This is a genomic window from Rhodanobacter sp. G1, assembly GCF_055397855.1.
This window is the reverse complement of record NZ_AP039674.1, coordinates 219,340-236,603: the sequence shown is the minus strand read 5'-3', so window position 1 is coordinate 236,603 and position 17,264 is coordinate 219,340. Positions and strand designations below refer to the sequence as shown.

15 protein-coding genes are annotated in these 17,264 nt (G+C 68.8%); 12 read left to right on the top strand and 3 right to left on the bottom strand.

From position 1 onward, the window contains the following. Nucleotides 1–5 precede the first annotated feature (5 nt). The 3 genes from ACZ5Z2_RS00935 to ACZ5Z2_RS00925 all read right to left on the bottom strand — a co-directional run bounded on the left by ACZ5Z2_RS00935 (nucleotide 6) and on the right by ACZ5Z2_RS00925 (nucleotide 4,472). Nucleotides 6–3,023 carry a TonB-dependent receptor gene (locus ACZ5Z2_RS00935; protein ID WP_464760106.1) on the bottom strand — a complete coding sequence of 1,006 codons (3,018 nt, stop codon included), beginning with the start codon at nucleotides 3,021–3,023 and terminating at the stop codon, nucleotides 6–8. Nucleotides 3,024–3,043: 20 nt separating this feature from the next. Next, a complete protein-coding gene (locus ACZ5Z2_RS00930; RefSeq protein ID WP_464760105.1) occupies nucleotides 3,044–4,096 on the bottom strand; it encodes a LacI family DNA-binding transcriptional regulator in 1,053 nt (350 codons plus the stop codon). Nucleotides 4,097–4,274: 178 nt separating this feature from the next. Beyond that, a complete protein-coding gene (locus ACZ5Z2_RS00925; protein ID WP_464760104.1) occupies nucleotides 4,275–4,472 on the bottom strand; it encodes a hypothetical protein in 198 nt (65 codons plus the stop codon). A 265-nt stretch (nucleotides 4,473–4,737) separates the two neighbouring features. On the opposite strand from ACZ5Z2_RS00925, the gene ACZ5Z2_RS00920 reads away from it, so the two are divergent. From ACZ5Z2_RS00920 to ilvA, 12 genes are all read left to right on the top strand, one after another. Then, nucleotides 4,738–5,022, top strand: a complete 285-nt coding sequence (locus ACZ5Z2_RS00920) for a helix-turn-helix domain-containing protein (RefSeq protein WP_464760103.1) — start codon at nucleotides 4,738–4,740, stop codon at nucleotides 5,020–5,022. A 386-nt stretch (nucleotides 5,023–5,408) separates the two neighbouring features. Continuing rightward, nucleotides 5,409–7,064 carry a 2-isopropylmalate synthase gene (locus tag ACZ5Z2_RS00915; RefSeq protein ID WP_464760102.1) on the top strand — a complete coding sequence of 552 codons (1,656 nt, stop codon included), beginning with the start codon at nucleotides 5,409–5,411 and terminating at the stop codon, nucleotides 7,062–7,064. Then, on the top strand, nucleotides 7,061–8,104 hold the full coding sequence (locus ACZ5Z2_RS00910) for a branched-chain amino acid transaminase (RefSeq protein WP_464760101.1): 1,044 nt from the start codon (nucleotides 7,061–7,063) through the stop codon (nucleotides 8,102–8,104). Before ACZ5Z2_RS00915 ends, ACZ5Z2_RS00910 begins: the two co-directional genes overlap by 4 nt. Then, nucleotides 8,101–9,516 (top strand): 3-isopropylmalate dehydratase large subunit, encoded by a 1,416-nt coding sequence (gene leuC / locus ACZ5Z2_RS00905; protein ID WP_464760100.1) that lies wholly within the window; start codon nucleotides 8,101–8,103, stop codon nucleotides 9,514–9,516. Before ACZ5Z2_RS00910 ends, leuC begins: the two co-directional genes overlap by 4 nt. Nucleotides 9,517–9,700: 184 nt before the next feature. After that, nucleotides 9,701–10,273: a 3-isopropylmalate dehydratase small subunit gene (leuD, locus tag ACZ5Z2_RS00900; RefSeq protein ID WP_464760099.1), complete on the top strand. Its 573-nt coding sequence runs from the start codon at nucleotides 9,701–9,703 to the stop codon at nucleotides 10,271–10,273. Next, the gene (locus ACZ5Z2_RS00895) at nucleotides 10,270–10,428 is read left to right on the top strand and encodes a hypothetical protein (protein ID WP_464760098.1); all 159 of its coding nucleotides are present in this window, start codon (nucleotides 10,270–10,272) and stop codon (nucleotides 10,426–10,428) included. Before leuD ends, ACZ5Z2_RS00895 begins: the two co-directional genes overlap by 4 nt. Beyond that, on the top strand, nucleotides 10,425–11,522 hold the full coding sequence (leuB, locus tag ACZ5Z2_RS00890; protein ID WP_464760097.1) for a 3-isopropylmalate dehydrogenase: 1,098 nt from the start codon (nucleotides 10,425–10,427) through the stop codon (nucleotides 11,520–11,522). Before ACZ5Z2_RS00895 ends, leuB begins: the two co-directional genes overlap by 4 nt. Nucleotides 11,523–11,742: 220 nt before the next feature. Then, the gene (gene ilvC, locus ACZ5Z2_RS00885; RefSeq protein WP_464760096.1) at nucleotides 11,743–12,759 is read left to right on the top strand and encodes a ketol-acid reductoisomerase; all 1,017 of its coding nucleotides are present in this window, start codon (nucleotides 11,743–11,745) and stop codon (nucleotides 12,757–12,759) included. Between the two features lie 64 nt (nucleotides 12,760–12,823). After that, nucleotides 12,824–13,165, top strand: a complete 342-nt coding sequence (locus ACZ5Z2_RS00880; protein WP_192105279.1) for a VOC family protein — start codon at nucleotides 12,824–12,826, stop codon at nucleotides 13,163–13,165. 278 nt (nucleotides 13,166–13,443) lie between these two features. Then, nucleotides 13,444–15,243 (top strand): biosynthetic-type acetolactate synthase large subunit, encoded by a 1,800-nt coding sequence (gene ilvB, locus ACZ5Z2_RS00875; RefSeq protein WP_464761637.1) that lies wholly within the window; start codon nucleotides 13,444–13,446, stop codon nucleotides 15,241–15,243. 171 nt (nucleotides 15,244–15,414) lie between these two features. Continuing rightward, on the top strand, nucleotides 15,415–15,693 hold the full coding sequence (gene ilvN, locus ACZ5Z2_RS00870) for an acetolactate synthase small subunit (protein WP_464760095.1): 279 nt from the start codon (nucleotides 15,415–15,417) through the stop codon (nucleotides 15,691–15,693). A 2-nt stretch (nucleotides 15,694–15,695) separates the two neighbouring features. Further along, a complete protein-coding gene (gene ilvA, locus ACZ5Z2_RS00865) occupies nucleotides 15,696–17,261 on the top strand; it encodes a threonine ammonia-lyase, biosynthetic (protein ID WP_464761636.1) in 1,566 nt (521 codons plus the stop codon). The last annotated feature ends 3 nt before the right edge of the window (nucleotides 17,262–17,264 follow it).

The window sequence follows — 17,264 nt, the reverse complement described above, 5'->3', positions numbered from 1 at the left end:
CATCGTCAGAAGTTCAGGCCCACCGAGAGCTTGACCGTGCGCGGATAGCCCGTGATGTCGCCGGTAGGGTTGTAGATCACGACGGGATTGTAGGTGCCGCCCGATCCCCAGTTTTCCAGGTAGTCGACGTAGTTGTGCCAGTTGAAGGCGTTGATCAGGTCGAAGCGCACGTAGGCGTTGAGGTTGCCGTAGACCTTGAAGTTCTTGGTGGCCTGGAAGTCCAGGTCGCGGTAACCGAAGATCTTGCCGCCGACCAGGAAGCGCCCGCTGCCTGGCGGCGCGACCGACGCCGAGTGGCAGCCGCTGCCGGCCACACCGCCGCTGTCCACGTTGGTGGCCGGCGCATCGAAGCACGCGAGGTTGATGTCGGGAACAGGCGTGGAGAGGGTCAGCTTGGCGCCCAGCGTGAAGCCCCATGGGCCGTCCAGCGTGCCGGTCATCACCAAGCGATGTTTGGCCACGCCGGACGAGGTGAGCGGATAGTTGCCGATCCATTCGTAGTCGAACGCGTACTGGTCGGTGGGATCGCCGTTGTCGTTGTTCTGCCGCGTGTGCGAGTAGGTGTAGGCGATCGTCGCGCCCCAGTGCGACTCGGGCGTGTACGGCTTGTCGGCCGACAGCAGCAACTGCCGGGTGCGCGTCTCCAGGCCGTTGTTGCCGATGATCAGGCTGCCGAAACCGGGGATGCCGTTGCCCCAGGGCTGGCCGCCGCCCTGCCAGAACGCGCCGTCGGGGTAGCGGTTGCCCAGCGTGTACACCAGGCCGTCGTGGCTGCTGATGTAGGCCAGCGCCGCGCTGGTGTTCCAGTCGCCCACCTGGTTGCGCATGCCGATGCTGAACTGGTCGGAATACGGCGCCTTGAGGTTGTTGGTGACCAGATCGACTTCCTTGCCGGCATTGCTGCCGGCCACCAGGCCCTGCAGGGTCGCGATGCTGAGGTAGGCCGGATCCCACGCGTAGCAGTTGTTCACGCCCACCGTGCAGGGCACGTCGGGCGTGTTGAAGTACAGCGTGGGTTGCGACAGCGACTGCTTGGTCTGCTCCACCTGCAGCGACTCGTACAGGTCGCGGTCGTAGGAGCGGCCGGCGCCGCCGAAGATCACGTGCTTCTGGTCGCCGTTGATGTCATAGGAGAAGCCGAGGCGCGGCTGCCACTCGTTGGTCTTCGGATGGCGGTTGTGGCCGGTGCTGATGTAGTCGTTGATGTCCACGCCGCCCTTGGCCAGTGACTCGGCGTAGGTCTGGCCGGCCGGCGCGTTCGGATCCTGCTGCTGGAAGGCCGCCACCACGCTCGCCGGGGTCACGTAGTTCAGGTAGGACGGCGTCTTCTCGTAGTCCCAGCGCACGCCGAGGTTCAGGGTCAGGTGGTCGTTCACCGTCCAGTCGTCCTGGATGTAGGCGCCGGACTGCTTGTCCGAACTGGTGGCCACCGGGCTGATGCCGGGCGTGGGCGAACCGAACTGCACCTGGAACGGGATAGCCTCCGTACCGGCCGGGGTCACCGCGTAGTTGAACAGCGCGTTGGAATCGCCCGCGTCCTGCGCGGTGAGCTTCACCGCCTTGTACTTGAAGCCGGTCTTGATGACGTGGTCGCCGTTCCACTCCAGGTCATTGAAGGTGAGGTCGTCCTGGATCGCCGGGCCCTTCTGGCCCTTGTTCTGCTGCGCCAGCGGCGAGTTGCCGGTCTGCAGCACGGTGGTGTTCAACTGCGGACCGGTGAGCGTGTAGTTGTTGCCCGCGCCGAGGATGATCGGCGTGGGCGCGTAGAACGCATCCTCGTAAGTCAGTTGCAGCCGGTTGAACCAATTGTAGGCGCTGTGATCCCAGCGCACGTCGACGCGCTTGTCGGTGTTGTGCGTATTGAGGCCCGCCGTGGCGGTGGTCACGCCGCCTAGGCCGCTGATGGAGGTTTCGTCGCGGTACTTGCCGCTCAGCTCGAAGCGGTCGTGCGTGGTGGGCTCGTAGTCGATCTTGCCGAACCAGTCGTTCTCCTTGAACGGCAGGCTGGCCGGGCCGATCTGCGACTGCACGTCGGCCGGCAGGTAGTTCGAGTACCCGGTGACGCCGGGCACGACGGTGGTGGGGCTGTCGAACTCCTTGCCCTCGTAGGCGACATAGAAGTGCGCCATGTCCTTCACGATGGGGCCGCCGAAGTCGAAGCCGTAGTCCTTTTCGTGCGACTGCGTCTTGTCGTGCGCGGCTTCCTCCGCGGGCGTCATCGCGCGCATGCGGGTGTTGGTGAAGCTGCCGAACACGTCGCCATGGTATTCGTTGGTGCCCGACTTGGTTTCCGCCGTGATGGCCGCCGAGGAAATCTGGTCGTACTCCGCCTTGTAGTTGGAGGTGATGACCTTGTACGAGCCGATCGCGAGCTGCGGGAAGGGATTGCCCGCGCTGTCGTTCTGGCCGGTGACGCCGCCCGACAGCACGTAGTTCTTCTGGCCGACGCCGTCGATGTACACGTTGATGTTGCTGCTGGCCTGGGCGCCGGAGCGCAGGCTGGTGTTGCCGTTGGCGTCGCGCGTGAACACCATGCCCGGCACGATGTCCGCGAACTCCAGGAAGTTGCGCGAGGACTCGGGCAATACCGCGATGTCGCGCAGCGAGACGATGTTGCCGACCTCGGAAGTGGTCACCTCCGGCAGCTCCACCGCCGTGGCGGACACCGACACGCCAGCCAGTGTCTTGGCGTTGGCCTGCGAGGCCACCGCGCCGGTCAGGTCGACCGTGCTGATCGAGGCCACCGCCAGTTGCACCGTTTTCTCCACGCCCGCGCCGGTCTGCACCTGGTAGGTGCCCGACGGCAGGCCGACGATGGCGAAGCTGCCGTCCTTGCTCGACTGGGTGACGCGCACCAGACCGGTGGCGACGTTCCTGACGGTGACACTGGTGCCGGGCGCGGCATTGCCGCGCAGCGTGGCGTCGGACGTCTGCGCCATCACGATGCTGGGCGCCGAGGCGAGCATCGCCGCCACGACGGCTGCCGGCAGCAACCGTTGCTTGTATGACTTGAGACTACTCATGAACTCCCCTCCAAATATTTCTAGCGATTCGGCGTTTGGCGAATCTTCTTGGTTGTGGTGGTGGCTCCGCCTCGATGCGCCCCGCAGGATTCCCGCACGACGATGTCGCAGCCGAGCGTGTGTACCGATGCGGCCGACCGCCCGGGGCGATCCATCAGGTCGGCCAGCAGCTCCATGGCGTTCTTGCCCAGTTCCGCGATGCGCACGCGCACCGTGCTGAGCGGCGGCGTGACGTAGCGCGTGATCGGGATGTCGTCGAAACCGGCCAGGGCGATGTCGCCCGGCACGGCCAGGCCGGCTTCCTTGAAGGCCTGCAGGCAGCCCACGGCCATCATGTCGTTGGCGGCGAACACGGCCTGTGGAATCGTTTTCATGGCCAGCAGCGCGCGCGCGGCCACGTAGCCGGAAGATTCCCCGAAGTCGCCCGCCACCACGGTCACCGGCTCGCCCGGCGCGAACCGGGCCATCGCCGCGCGGAACCCCGCCTCGCGCTGCTGGGCGTCGTAGTTGTTCTTCGGCCCGCCGACGAAGGCGATGCGCTCGTGCCCGACGTCGACCAGGTGGCGCACCATGGCGTAGGTGCCGGTGAAGTTGTCGATGTTCAGCACGGCGTCGGCGCCGTCCTTCACGTCGCTGTTGAGCAGCACGATGGGCAGGCTGTCCGGCAGGTTGGCTTTCAGGAAGGCCGCGTCCACGTGCGGCGAGGACAGCAGCACGACGCCGTCCACGCGGCCCTGCATGGCGCGCAGCGCCGCCGCCGCATCGGCCTCGCCGTCGTGCGAACTGGACACCAGCAGGTGCAGGCCGTGCGAACGGGCCTGCAGGTCGATGCCGCGGATCAGTTCGGAAAAGAACTCGCCGTGCAGGTCGGGCAGCAGCGCGCCGATGGTGTGCGTGCGCCGGGTGATCAGGCTGCGGGCGGCACCGTGCGGCACGTAGCGCAGGCGCGCGGCGGCTTCGCGGATGCGCTGCTCGGTGGCGGAGGTCACGCCGCCCGCCCCGTTCAGGGCGCGCGATACCGAGGCCACCGAAACCTTCGCTTCGCGCGCCACGTCCTTGATGGTTACCGTCATGCCAGCCGCCCTCCCCACGAGTCCGCACCCCGGCCGGGGCATCCAGAAACGTAAACGTTTTCATGTCGGGTTGTAAAGTGCCCCGCCAGGGCCTGCGGTGACCCATGCGGAAGCCGACCCATGCCGGGCCGGCGGGCGATGGACGAAAGTTTGTGTCCTTTGATGCCAGGACGGAGGGCTACGGATCCGCCGGCGCCCCGGCGGCGCGCATGGCGATACGCTGCGCCGCCACCAGCTTCTCCAGCACCGCGAGATCGGTGCGGGTGGCGGGGCTGTCTTCGCCCTGGGTTCGCCGGCTGACCCGCGCCTGGTTGATCTGCGCCATCAGCAGGCTGGTCAATTCGTCCTGCGTCAGATGCAGGTGCAGCACGATCATCGTGTCATCCATTGCAGGAACCCCCGCGCCCCATGCGCATCTCCAACCCGGACAGTCATCAAAATCCACAGAAGACGGTTCTACGATGATTGCAATTCAAATTTGCTCATGTCAACCATCATAATTTGGGTATTCGGTGCGGCGCGAATGCAACACTCGTTTGCCCATGAGCTCCAGAGCCTCCGCACCCGGCCATTTCGGGCTACGCCTCCAGCAAGCGCTAGACCGCACGGCGATTCCACCGGGCCGGCAGCGCACCACCGCCTTGGCCAACCATTACGCCGTCGCCCGCGAAACCGCGCGCCTGTGGCTGGCGGGTCGTGCGATGCCCGACGTCCACCGCCTGGTCGAAATCGCCGACGACTGCCGCGTCAGCCTGGACTGGCTCGCCACCGGCCGCGGCCCGATGGTTCTGCCGCCCGGCGTCGGTGAACAAGCGCATGGCTACGACGTGCTGAGCGCCGACGAAAAGGCCTTGCTGCAAGCGGCCCGCAAACTTTCGCCGCGTCGTCGCCAGGGCCTGCTGGCCCTGCTCGACATCCGCAGCTGACGGATCGCGCGTCAACGACCCCCATCGCATTCGGACGGATAGCCGTCCAAACACGCATGCGGGCGCCATAGAAATTCTTTTCATGAAAAAGCGATTGACAGGCCGCACCGGCATGTCTTAGGGTCGAATCCATGTCGCAGCGCAACAGCCACCGCAGTACCGCCGCACTGAACCGTCCTCCGACGGTCGCCGGCCTGCCGCGGCTTCGCGGCGCGCTCCTTCTTGCCCTTGTACTCGTACTCCTCATTACCAACGGAGGTGCGGGCTGAGGGCATGCGTCCAGGTAACTAGAAAGAACCTGAGAACACCCGAAGAACCCCGCACCAGAAATGGAGCGGGGTTTTTTGTTGCCCCGCCCACCGCACCCACTCAAGCGGAGCAAAGCGATGGAAACCCAGCAGAACGGCCAGCAAAGCGAGATCGGCGACGTAGCCGCCGAGCACGTGCGCATCTTCGACACCACCTTGCGCGACGGCGAGCAGACGCCCGGCTTCTCGATGGATCGGCGCGCCAAGCTGCGCATGGCGCAGATGCTCGAAGCGCTGGGCGTGGACGTGCTGGAAGCTGGCTTTCCGCAGGCCTCGCCGGACGATTTCGCCGCGGTCGCGCAGATCGCCGGCATGCTCACGCACAGCACCGCCTGCGCGCTGGCGCGCTGCGTGCCGGGCGACATCGACAGCGCGGGCCGCGCGCTGGAGTCGGCCAAGCGCTCGCGCATCCACGTGTTCCTCTCCACCAGCCCGCTGCACCGCGAGCACAAGCTCAACATGAGCAGGCAGCAGGTGCTGGACGCCGCCGGCGCCGCGGTGGAACGCGCCATGCAGCTGGCGCACGAGGTGGAATTCTCCGCCGAGGACGCGATGCGCACCGAGCCGGAATTCCTGGTCGAGGTGTTCAATGCCGCCGCCGCCGCGGGCGCCACCACGCTGAACGCGCCTGACACCGTGGGCTACATGACGCCGACGGAAATCGCCGAGCGCTTCGCCTACCTGATCGCCAACGTCAAGCGCGGCAAGCACGTGGTGTTCTCCAGCCACTGCCACAACGACCTGGGCCTGGGCGTGGCCAACAGCCTGGCCGCCGTGAGCGCCGGCGCGCGCCAGGTGGAATGCACCATCAACGGCATCGGCGAGCGCGCGGGCAACGCGGCGCTGGAAGAAATCGTGATGGCAATGAAGGTGCGCGGCGCCTGGTTCGGCACCGACACGCGCATCGACACCCGCAAGCTCTACCCCGCCTCGCGCCTGCTCAGCGAACTGACCGGGCAGAACGTGCAGCGCAACAAGGCCATCGTGGGCGCCAACGCGTTCGCGCACGAGTCGGGCATCCACCAGCACGGCATGCTCAAGCACCGCGGCACCTACGAGATCATGCGCCCGCAGGACGTAGGCATCGCCGAGACCAAGCTGGTGCTGGGCAAGCACTCCGGCCGCGCCGCGCTGCGCCAGCGCCTGCAGACGCTGGGCCACGCGCCCGACGAGGCCGCGATGGACACGATCTTCGCGCGCTTCAAGGCGCTGGCCGACAAGAAGCGCGAGATCCACGACGAGGATCTGGAGGCCATCGCGCTGGGCCACGACCCGGAGGCGCTGGGCCCGTGGCAGCTGGTGCAACTGAACACCAGCACGCACCTGGGCGGCAGCGCCTCGGCCTCGGTGAAGCTGCGCCACGCCGACGGCCGCGAAGCCGGCGAAGCGGCGATCGGCGACGGCCCGGTGGACGCCGTGCTGCGCGCCATCGAGCGCGCCACCGGCAGCACGCTGGATCTCACCGAATTCCAGGTGCGCGCGGTGAGCGCCGGCGGCGACGCGCAGGGCCACGCCAGCCTCACCGCGCGCCACGGCGAGCGCGACTGGCGCGGCCACGGCATGAGCACCGACATCGTGGAAGCCACCGCGCAGGCCGCGCTGGCCATCGTCAACCGCATCGAACGGCAGTCGGCGCAGGGCCGATCCGGAGCGCCCATCGAAGAGCGCGGCCATGGACGGCCGCCTTTTGACCCGCGCGCGCAGGGAAGCGCGCAAAAGGAGCACCGCGCATGAGCCACACCGCCTTCCTCTGGCACAACGGCCGCATCAAGCCCTGGGCCGAAGCCAACGTCCACGTCAGCACGCACGCGCTGCACTACGGCTCCTCGGTGTTCGAGGGCGAGCGCGTGTACGCCACGCCGAACGGCCCAGCCTACTTCCGCCTCGCCGACCACACGCGCCGCCTGTTCGAATCGGCCAAGGTGTACGAGATCGACGTCGGCTACAGCGAGGCCGAGATCGATGCCGCCTGCCACGAAGTGATCCGCGCCAACGGCATGCAGTCCGCCTACGTGCGGCCCATCGTGTTCCGCGGCGCCGGCGGCCTGGGCGTGCTGCCGAAGGACGGCGCGCCGGTGGAGGTGGCGATCATGGCGATGGCCTGGGGCGCCTACCTCGGCGACGCCGCCGAACGCGGCGCGGACGTGTGCGTGTCCTCGTGGAATCGGCCCGCACCGAACACCATCCCCAGCTGGGCCAAGGCCGGCGGCAATTATCTGTCCAGCCAGCTGATCGGGCTGGAAGCGCGCCGCGGCGGCTACGACGAGGGCATCGCGCTGGGCCACAACGGCCTGCTCAGCGAAGGCGCGGGCGAGAACCTGTTCCTGGTCAAGCGCGGCAAGCTGGTCACGCCGCCGTCCAGCGCCGGCATCCTCGCCGGCATCACCCGCGACAGCGTGCTCACGCTGGCCGCCGAACTGGGCATCGAGGCGGAAGAACGCGAGCTGCCGCGCGAGGCGCTGTACACCGCCGACGAGGTGTTCATGACCGGCACCGCCGCCGAGATCACCCCGGTGCGCTCGGTGGATCGCAAGCCCGTGGGCAACGGCAAGCCCGGCCCGCTGACGCGCGCGCTGCGCGAGGCGTTCTTCGGTCTGTTCGACGGCCGCACCCACGACAAGTGGGGCTGGCTGGAGGTTGTTGATCTGACGGGCGCGGCGACCCTGCGCCAAGGGTTTACCAGTGCGGTCGTCCATGACCGCGAAGATCAAAAAGCGGCCATCCATGGCCGCACTCCTCAACAACAGCCCGCTTCGATGGGAGTTTCGGCATGACGGCCGCCCGCACACTGTTCGAGAAAATCTGGGACGCCCACGTGGTGGCGCCCGAAACCGCCGACACCCCGGCGATCCTCTACATCGACCTGCACCTGGTGCACGAAGTCACCTCGCCGCAGGCCTTCGACGAGCTGCGCTCGCGCGGCCTCAAGCTGCGCCGCACGGATCGCACGCTGGCCACGCTGGATCATTCCACGCCCACCCTGCCCGCCGGCGCCGACGGCGAGCGCCCCTACGCCAACGCCGAGGCGAAGGCGCAGGTGGCGCAACTGGAAACCAACTGCCGCGAGTTCGGCGTCGAACTGCACGGCTGGGACAGCCGCGAGCGCGGCATCGTCCACGTGATCGGCCCCGAGCTGGGCGCCACCCAGCCGGGCAACACCATCGTCTGCGGCGACAGCCACACCTCCACCCACGGTGCGTTCGGCGCGCTGGCCTTCGGCATCGGCACCACCGAGGTGGGCCACGTGATGGCCACGCAATGCCTGCTGCAGCGCAAGCCGAAGACGCTGGCGATCCACGTCGACGGCGAGCTGCCCAGGGGCGTGGGCGCGAAGGATCTGATCCTGCACGTCATCGGCCACATCGGCGTGGACGGGGGCACCGGCCACGTCATCGAATACCGCGGCGCGGCCATCGAGAAGCTGTCGATGGAGGAGCGCATGACGGTGTGCAACATGTCGATCGAGGCCGGCGCGCGCGCGGGCCTGATCGCGCCGGACGAAACCACCTTCGCCTGGCTGCAAGGCCGTCCACGCGTGCCGCAGGGCGAGGCATGGGATCGCGCGGTGGCGCACTGGCGCACGCTGAAGACCGACGACGGCGCGCGGTACGACCGCGAGGTGCGCATCGACGCCGGCGCGATCAAGCCCACCGTCACTTACGGCACCCACCCCGGCATGGCCATCGCGATGGACGCGCCGGTGCCCGCCGCGCGCAACGCGGTGGAGCAGCGTGCGCTGGACTACATGCAGAGCCGCGCCGGCCAGCCCATGCAGGGCTCCAAGGTGGACGTGGTGTTCGTCGGCAGCTGCACCAACTCGCGCCTGTCCGACCTGCGCGAAGCGGCCAGCGTGCTGCGCGGCCGCCGCGTCGCCAGCGGCGTGCGCATGCTGGTGGTGCCGGGCTCCGAAGCGGTGCGCCGTGACGCCGAGGCCGAGGGCCTGCACGAAGTGTTCCGCGCCGCCGGCGCCGAGTGGCGCATCCCCGGCTGCTCGATGTGCATCGCGATGAACGGTGACCTGGCGCAGCCGGGGCAACTGGTCGTCTCCACCTCCAACCGCAACTTCGAAGGTCGCCAGGGCAAGGGCGCGCGCACCGTGCTGGCCAGCCCGGCCACGGCGGCGGCTTCCGCCGTGGCCGGCGCCATTGCGGATCCCCGCGAGTACATGACGGAGGTGGCGGCATGAGCGCGCACGATTTTCTCCCTCTCCCCTTTGGGGAGAGGGCTGGGGTGAGGGGCCACGCTGGCGAAAGACCAGCATCGAAGCGCGCTTCGATCAACGCCACCGCAAGCACCCGCCCCTCATCCGCCCCTTCGGGGCACCTTCTCCCCGGCGGGGAGAAGGGACTTTGTCCTTCGGAGGTTTTCTGATGCGCATTCACTCCCGCACCGCCGTGCTGGCGGACGAGAACATCGACACCGATCGCATCATCCCCGCGCGCTTCCTCACCACCACCACGCGCGCGGGCCTGGGCAAGCTGTGCTTCAACGACTGGCGCTACCTGCCGGACGGCAGCGACAACCCCGACTTCCCGCTCAACCGGCCGGAGGCGAAGGGCTGCGCCATCGTCGTCGCCGGGCGCAACTTCGGCTGCGGCTCCTCGCGCGAGCACGCGCCGTGGGCGCTGCTGGACTACGGCATCCAGGCGGTGCTGTGCAGCGAGATCGCGGACATCTTCCGCAACAACGCGCTGAAGAACGGCCTGCTCGCCATCGTCGTCTCCGCCGCCGAACACCAGTGGCTGCTGGCCAACCCCGGCATCGAGCTGAGCATCGACGTGCAGGGCCAGCACATCGAACTGCCCGACGGCGGCCGCATCAGCTTCGCGCTGGAACCGTTCGCGCGCCATTGCCTGCTGCACGGCGTGGATCAGCTGGGCTACCTGCTGCATCACAGCGATGCGATCGAAGCCTTCGAATCACGCATCGGACAGGCGGCATGAAACCCATGACGCGCCACGCATTTCCTCATCGTCATCCCGGCGCAGGCCGGGATCCAGCGGCAACCGCGCTCATCCGGGCGGCGCGGCAACTGGATTCCGGCCTGCGCCGGAATGACGAAATTTCTGCCATTTCGCACGAGGACATCCACGCATGAAAGCACGCATCGTCACCCTGCCCGGCGACGGCGTCGGCCCCGAGGTCACCGCCGCGGCGGTGGCCGTGCTCGAAGCGGTAGCCACGCACTACGAGCACGAATTCGCGTTCGACGAACACCTGATCGGTGGCGCCGCCATCGACGCCACCGGCGCGCCGTTGCCCGCCGCCGCGCTGGAAGCCTGCAAGGCGGCGGACGCGGTGCTGCTGGGCGCGGTGGGCGGGCCGAAGTGGTCGGATCCGAACGCGCCGGTGCGTCCCGAGCAGGGCCTGCTGGCGCTGCGCGCCGCGCTGGGCGTGTACGCCAACCTGCGTCCGCTCACCGTGCATCCCGCGCTGGCCGAGCTGTCGCCGCTGAAGAACGAGAAGCTCAAGGGCGTGGACGTGCTGTTCGTGCGCGAGCTGACCGGCGGCGCCTACTTCGGCGCGAAGACCAAGGGCGCCGACTACGCCACCGACGAGTGCAGGTACACCGAAGCCGAAGTCGAGCGCGTCACGCGCCGCGCCTTCGAGCTGGCTCGCGCGCGCCGCAGGCACGTCACCTCGGTGGACAAGGCCAACGTGCTGGAAACCTCGCGGCTGTGGCGGCGCACCGTCGCCCGCGTCGCCGCCGACTACCCGGACGTGACGCTGGAGCACCAGTTGGTCGATTCGATGGCCATGCTGCTGCTGACGCGCCCCGGCAGCTACGACGTGGTGGTCACCGAAAACCTGTTCGGCGACATCCTCACCGACGAGGCCGCCGCGCTGGCCGGCTCGCTGGGCCTGCTGCCTTCCGCCTCGCTGGGTGAAGGCAGCAACGGGTTGTACGAACCCATCCACGGCTCCGCCCCCGACATCGCCGGCAAGGGCGTCGCCAACCCCGTCGGCACCATCCTCTCCACCGCGCTGCTGCTGCGCCATTCGCTGCAACTGGAGGCAGAGGCGCAGGCGGTGGAAGCCGCGGTCGACCACGTGCTCACGCACGGCCCACGCAGCCGCGACATCGGTGGCGACGCCAGCACGGCCGAGGTGCGCGACGCCGTGCTCAAGGCGCTGACGGAGCACGCCGCCACCCATCGCAGCTATTTCGACGGAGCACGCGCATGCGGCTGAGCGCGCGCTCCCGTTTCCACGGCGAAGGCGCCCGCGCCTTCGCCACCCTTGCCCTCCCCTGTGCGCCGCACTCGGCGCCCCCGGCGACCCATGCCCACTCCCCGGCCATGTCCCGTCGCCACCCCCGACCCGGCGCCGCTGCGCGCACGGGGGAGGCAACCACCCTCCGCTTCGCCCCGACCACACACGCACGCATCGCCATCAACGAAGGAGTCAACGCATGAGCACCACCTCCACCAACGACACGCTGGCCAAGGCCCGCATCGCTGTCCTCGGCTACGGCAGCCAGGGCCGCGCCCACGCCCTCAACCTGCGCGATTCCGGCCTCGACGTGGTGGTCGGCGTGCGCAAGGACGGCCCTTCGTGGGAGAAGGCGCGCGCCGAAGGCTTCACCGTGGCCGAGCCGGGCGAGGCGGTGAAGGGCGCCGACCTGGTCGCCGTGCTCACCCCCGACATGGTGCAGGCCAGCCTCTACAAGGAAAGCATCGAGCCGAACATCAAGCCCGGCGCAGCGCTGCTGTTCGCGCACGGCTTCAACGTGCACTTCAAGCGGATCGAGCCGCGCAAGGACATCGACGTGATCCTGGTGGCGCCCAAGGGCCCCGGCGCGCTGGTGCGCACCGAGTACGAGCGTGGCCGTGGCGTGCCCAGCATCTGGGCGGTGTACCAGGACGTGTCCGGCCAGGCCGAGGCCAAGGCGCACGCCTATGCCGACGGCATCGGCGGCGGTCGCGCCATGCTGATCAAGACCGACTTCAAGGAAGAGACCGAGACCGACCTGTTCGGCGAGCAGGCCGTGCTGTGCGGCGGCGCCTCGTCGCTGGTGCAGGCCGGCTTCGAGACCCTGGTGGAAGCCGGCTACCAGCCGGAGATCGCCTACTACGAAGTGCTGCACGAGCTGAAGCTGATCGTCGACCTGTTCTACGAGGGCGGCATCACCAAGATGCTGCAGTTCGTCTCCGAGACCGCGCAGTACGGCGACTACGTCAGCGGCCCGCGCGTGATCGACGCCGGCGTGAAGGAGCGCATGAAGGGCGTGCTGACCGACATCCAGGACGGCACCTTCGCGCGCAACTGGATCGCCGAGTACGAGGCCGGCCTGCCGAACTACAAGAAGTTCAAGCAGGCCGACCTCGACCACCCGGTCGAGCAGGTGGGCCACAAGCTGCGCGCGCGCATGCCGTGGCTGCAGCCGAACGCCGCCAAGCCCGCCGAGCCGCTGAAGAAGGCCGGTTGACGCCACAGCGGGCCGCGCGCGCTGCGCGGCCCGTTTCCACGCACCAACGAGCACGAGGTACGCCATGAAACGCTTTCACATTGCCCTGGCCGTCGCCGACCTGGACGCCTCCATCGCCGACTACAGCAAGCGCCTCGGCCAGCCGCCGCAGGCGCTGGTGTACGGCGTCTACGCGATGTGGCGCACCGACATCCTCAACTTCTCGATCCGCCAGCAGCCGGAAAAGGCGGGCCAGATCTGCCAGCTCGGCTTCGAGGACGACAGTGCGCAGGGCTTCAGCAGCAGCACCGACGTCAACGGCATCGCATGGGAGCGCTTCTCCACGCTGGAGCAGGATCTGCAGATCATCGCCACCTTCGGCGTGCCGGTGCATCCGGCGGTCGAGCGCGACCTGATCCGCAACTGACGGACGGCAGCCCGTCATCCCGGCGCAGGCCGGACAAGCGCGAAGCGCGCAGAACGCTCGTAGAGCGGCCCCGTAGGGGCGAGCGAAGCGAGTCATCCAGTGGCGATCACGCCCATTCGAGCCGAGTGGCTACTGGATTCCGGCCTGCGCCGGAATGACGACACGGAGAACCGAATGCCATCGCGTATCCCATTTCACAGGAACCCGACGTGACCACTTCTGCGCAGACCGCCTACGCGGCCACCACCCTCGACCAGCACTCGCTCGCCGGCCACGCCATGACCGGCGCCGAGGCGATCGTGCAGGTACTGGCCGACGAAGGCGCGGGCGTGCTGTTCGGCTACTCCGGCGGCGCCATCCTGCCGGTGTACGACGCGGTGTTCCGCTACAACGTCGAGCACGCCACCGCCGATGGCCGCGAACCCATGCCGCTGATCGTGCCGGCCAACGAGCAGGGCGCGGGCTTCATGGCAGCGGGCTACGCGCGCGCCTCCGGCAAGGTGGGCGTGGCCATCGTCACCTCCGGCCCCGGCGCCACCAACATGGTGACGCCAGTGCGCGACGCGATGGCCGACTCCACGCCAATGGTGGTGCTCTGCGGCCAGGTGGCCACGCCCGCGCTGGGCACCGACGCGTTCCAGGAAGCGCCGGTGAGCAACATCATGAGCGCCTGCGCCAAGCACGTGTTCCTGGTCACCGACATCGCGCAACTCGAGGCCACGCTGCGCACCGCATTCGAGATCGCGCGCAGCGGCCGCCCCGGCCCGGTGGTGGTGGACGTGCCGAAGGACGTGCAGAACGCCGCGCTGCGCTTCGACGGCGCCAGCCGCCTGCCCATCCCCGGCTACCGCGCGCGCCTGCGTGCGGTCGAAAACGCGCGGCTGGACGATGCCGCCTGTGCCGGCTTCTTCGACGCGCTGATGCAGGCGCAGCGTCCGCTGATCTATGCCGGCGGCGGCGTGATCGCGGGCGAGGCCTCGGCGGCCCTGCGCGAATTCGCCGACGCGTTCGGCCTGCCCGTCACCACCACGCTGATGGGGCTGGGCGCGTACGACAGCACGGCGCCGCTGGCGCTGCACATGCTGGGCATGCACGGTACCGCCTTCGCCAACTACGCGGTGGAGGACTGCGACTTCGTGTTCGCGCTGGGCGCGCGCTTCGACGACCGCGTGGCCGGCGTGCCGGCGAAGTTCGCGCCGCGCGCGAAGTTCATCGCGCAGATCGACATCGACCCCGCCGAGATCGGCAAGGTGAAGGCGGTGGACTGGCACCACATGGGTCAGCTGGCCCCTGCGCTGGAACGCCTGACCCACTACGGCCGCGCACGCGGCCTGCAACCCCGGCTCGCGGAATGGCATGCCCACGTCGCCGCGCTGAAACGCGACCACGCGATGAATTACGACCGCGACAGCGCGCTGATCCAGCCCTACGCGGTGATCGAGGCGATCAACCGCATCGCGCAGGGCCGCGCCATCGTCAGCACCGGCGTGGGCCAGCACCAGATGTGGGCGGCGCAGTACTTCGACTTCAAGGAGCCGCGCCACTGGCTCACCTCCGGCTCGATGGGCACGATGGGCTACGGCCTGCCCGCGGCGATCGGCGCGCAGTTCGCGCGGCCCGACGCGCTGGTGATCGACATCGACGGCGACGCCAGCATCCGCATGAACCTCGGCGAGATGGAAACCGTCACCACCTATGGCCTGCCGCTGAAGGTGGTGGTGCTCAACAACAGCGGCGACGGCATGGTGCGGCAGTGGCAGAAGCTGTTCTTCAAGGGCCGCTTCTCCGCCTCCGACAAGAGCCTGCACAAGAAGAACTTCGTGCTCGCCGCGCAGGCCGACGGCTTCGCGTGGGCGCGACGGCTGGACGACAAGGCACAGCTGGAAGCCACCATCGCCGACTTCCTCGCTTTCGACGGGCCGGCCTTCCTCGAGGTGGTGATCGACCCCGATGCCGGCGTGTATCCGATGGTGGGGCCAGGTGCGACCTATGCGCAGATGATCACCGGGGATTTCATCGCGTCGCGCGGGGCGGCTCCGGTCGAAATCGACGAAATTCCCTCGACCGCGATGTTCTGAAGCATTTCCCTTCCCCCTCCGGGGGAAGGTGGCCCGGAGGGCCGGATGAGGGTTCGGCGAAGTGGCAACGCCACGCGCTGGCCGAACCCTCACCCGCCTGCCGGCACCCTCTCCCGAAGGGAGAGGGATTCCACCTTTGAAAGTTCGCGGTTTGTCTTGCGGAGCACTGCCATGAAACACACCCTCTCCATCCTGCTGCAGAACGAATCCGGCGCGCTGGTGCGCGTGGCCGGCCTGTTCGCCGCGCGCCACGTCAACATCGACACGCTCACCGTGGCCGCCACCCACGACCCCGCGGTGTCCCAGCTCACCCTGGTGCTGCACGGCGACGAAGGCACGCTGCAACAGATCCTGCGCCAGGTGCGCAAGCTGGTGGACGTGCTGGACGCCAACAGCCTCTCGCTGGTCGGCGGCCACGACAGCGGCCGGCTCGTTGCCACGCCTGCATGAGCATGCAGCTCGCCGCGCGCGGACAGGATTCCGGCGGAGTGCCCGTCGACCTCGACCTGCTGCGCCGCACGCTGGCCGCGCGGGTGTACGAGGTGGCGCGCGAGACGCCGCTGGAACCCGCGCCGCTGCTCTCCGCGCGGCTGGGCAACCGCGTGCTGCTGAAGCGCGAAGACCTGCAGCCGGTGTTCTCGTTCAAGCTGCGCGGCGCGTACAACAAGATGGCCGCGCTGGGCGCTGCCGAGCGGGCGCACGGCGTGATCGCCGCCTCCGCCGGCAACCATGCGCAGGGCGTGGCGCTGGCGGCGGCGAAGCTGGGCATCCGCGCGGTGATCGTGATGCCGGTGACCGCGCCGCAGGTGAAGGTGGACGCGGTGCGCCGCTTCGGCGGCGACTTCGTCGAGGTGCTGCTCACCGGCGACTCCTATAGCGACGCGCAGGCCGCCGCCGCGCGCATCGAGGCCGAGCGCGGCCTGGTGTTCGTGCATCCCTTCGACGACATCGACGTGATCGCCGGCCAGGCCACCGTGGGCATGGAACTGCTGCGCCAGTTGCACGCGCCGCCGGATGCGGTGTTCGTGCCGGTGGGCGGCGGCGGCCTGCTCGCCGGCATCGCCGGCTACATCAAGACGCTGTCGCCGCGGACGAAGGTGATCGGCGTGCAGGCGGCCGACTCCGATGCGATGGCGCGTTCGCTGGAAACCGGCACGCGTGTGTTGCTGCCCGAGGTGGGCTTGTTCGCCGACGGCACCGCGGTGAAGCAGGTGGGCGCGCTCACCTTCGAACTCTGCCAGCGCCACGTGGACGCGATGCTGCGCGTGGACGGCGACGCACTGTGTGCCGCGATCCGCGACGTGTACCAGGAAACCCGCAGCGTGCCCGAACCTTCCGGCGCGCTGGCGCTGGCGGGGCTCAAGCAGTACGTCGCCGCGCACGGCCTGCGCGACGCCACGCTCGTGGCGATCGTCTCCGGCGCCAACATGAACTTCGAGCGGCTGCGCTTCGTGGCCGAACGCGCCGAGGCCGGCGAGCAACGCGAGGCGCTGTTCGCGGTGACCATTCCCGAGGAACGCGGCAGCTTCCGCCGCTTCTGCGACGCGCTGGGCCGGCGCAGCATCACCGAATTCAACTACCGCATCGGCGACGCGCGGCAGGCGCACATCTTCGTGGGCGTGCAGACCGCCAGCCGCGACGAGCGCGCCGCCGTGGTCGCCGCGTTCCGCGCGCAGGGCTTCGCCGTGCTCGACTTGAGCGACGATGAACTGGCCAAACTGCACCTGCGCCACATGGTGGGCGGCCGCTCGCCGCTGGCGCAGGACGAGCGGCTGTACCGCTTCGACTTCCCCGAGCGCCCCGGCGCGCTGCCCGACTTCCTCGCGCAACTGCACCCGGACTGGAACATCAGCCTGTTCCACTACCGCAACCACGGCGCCGACCAGGGCCGCATCCTGGTCGGCATCCAGGCGCCGGCGGACGAACAGGCCGCGCTGCGCCGCTTCCTCGACACGCTGGGCTACCCGCACTGCGACGAGAGCGACAACGCCGCCTACCGCCTGCTGCTGCGCAGCTGACGC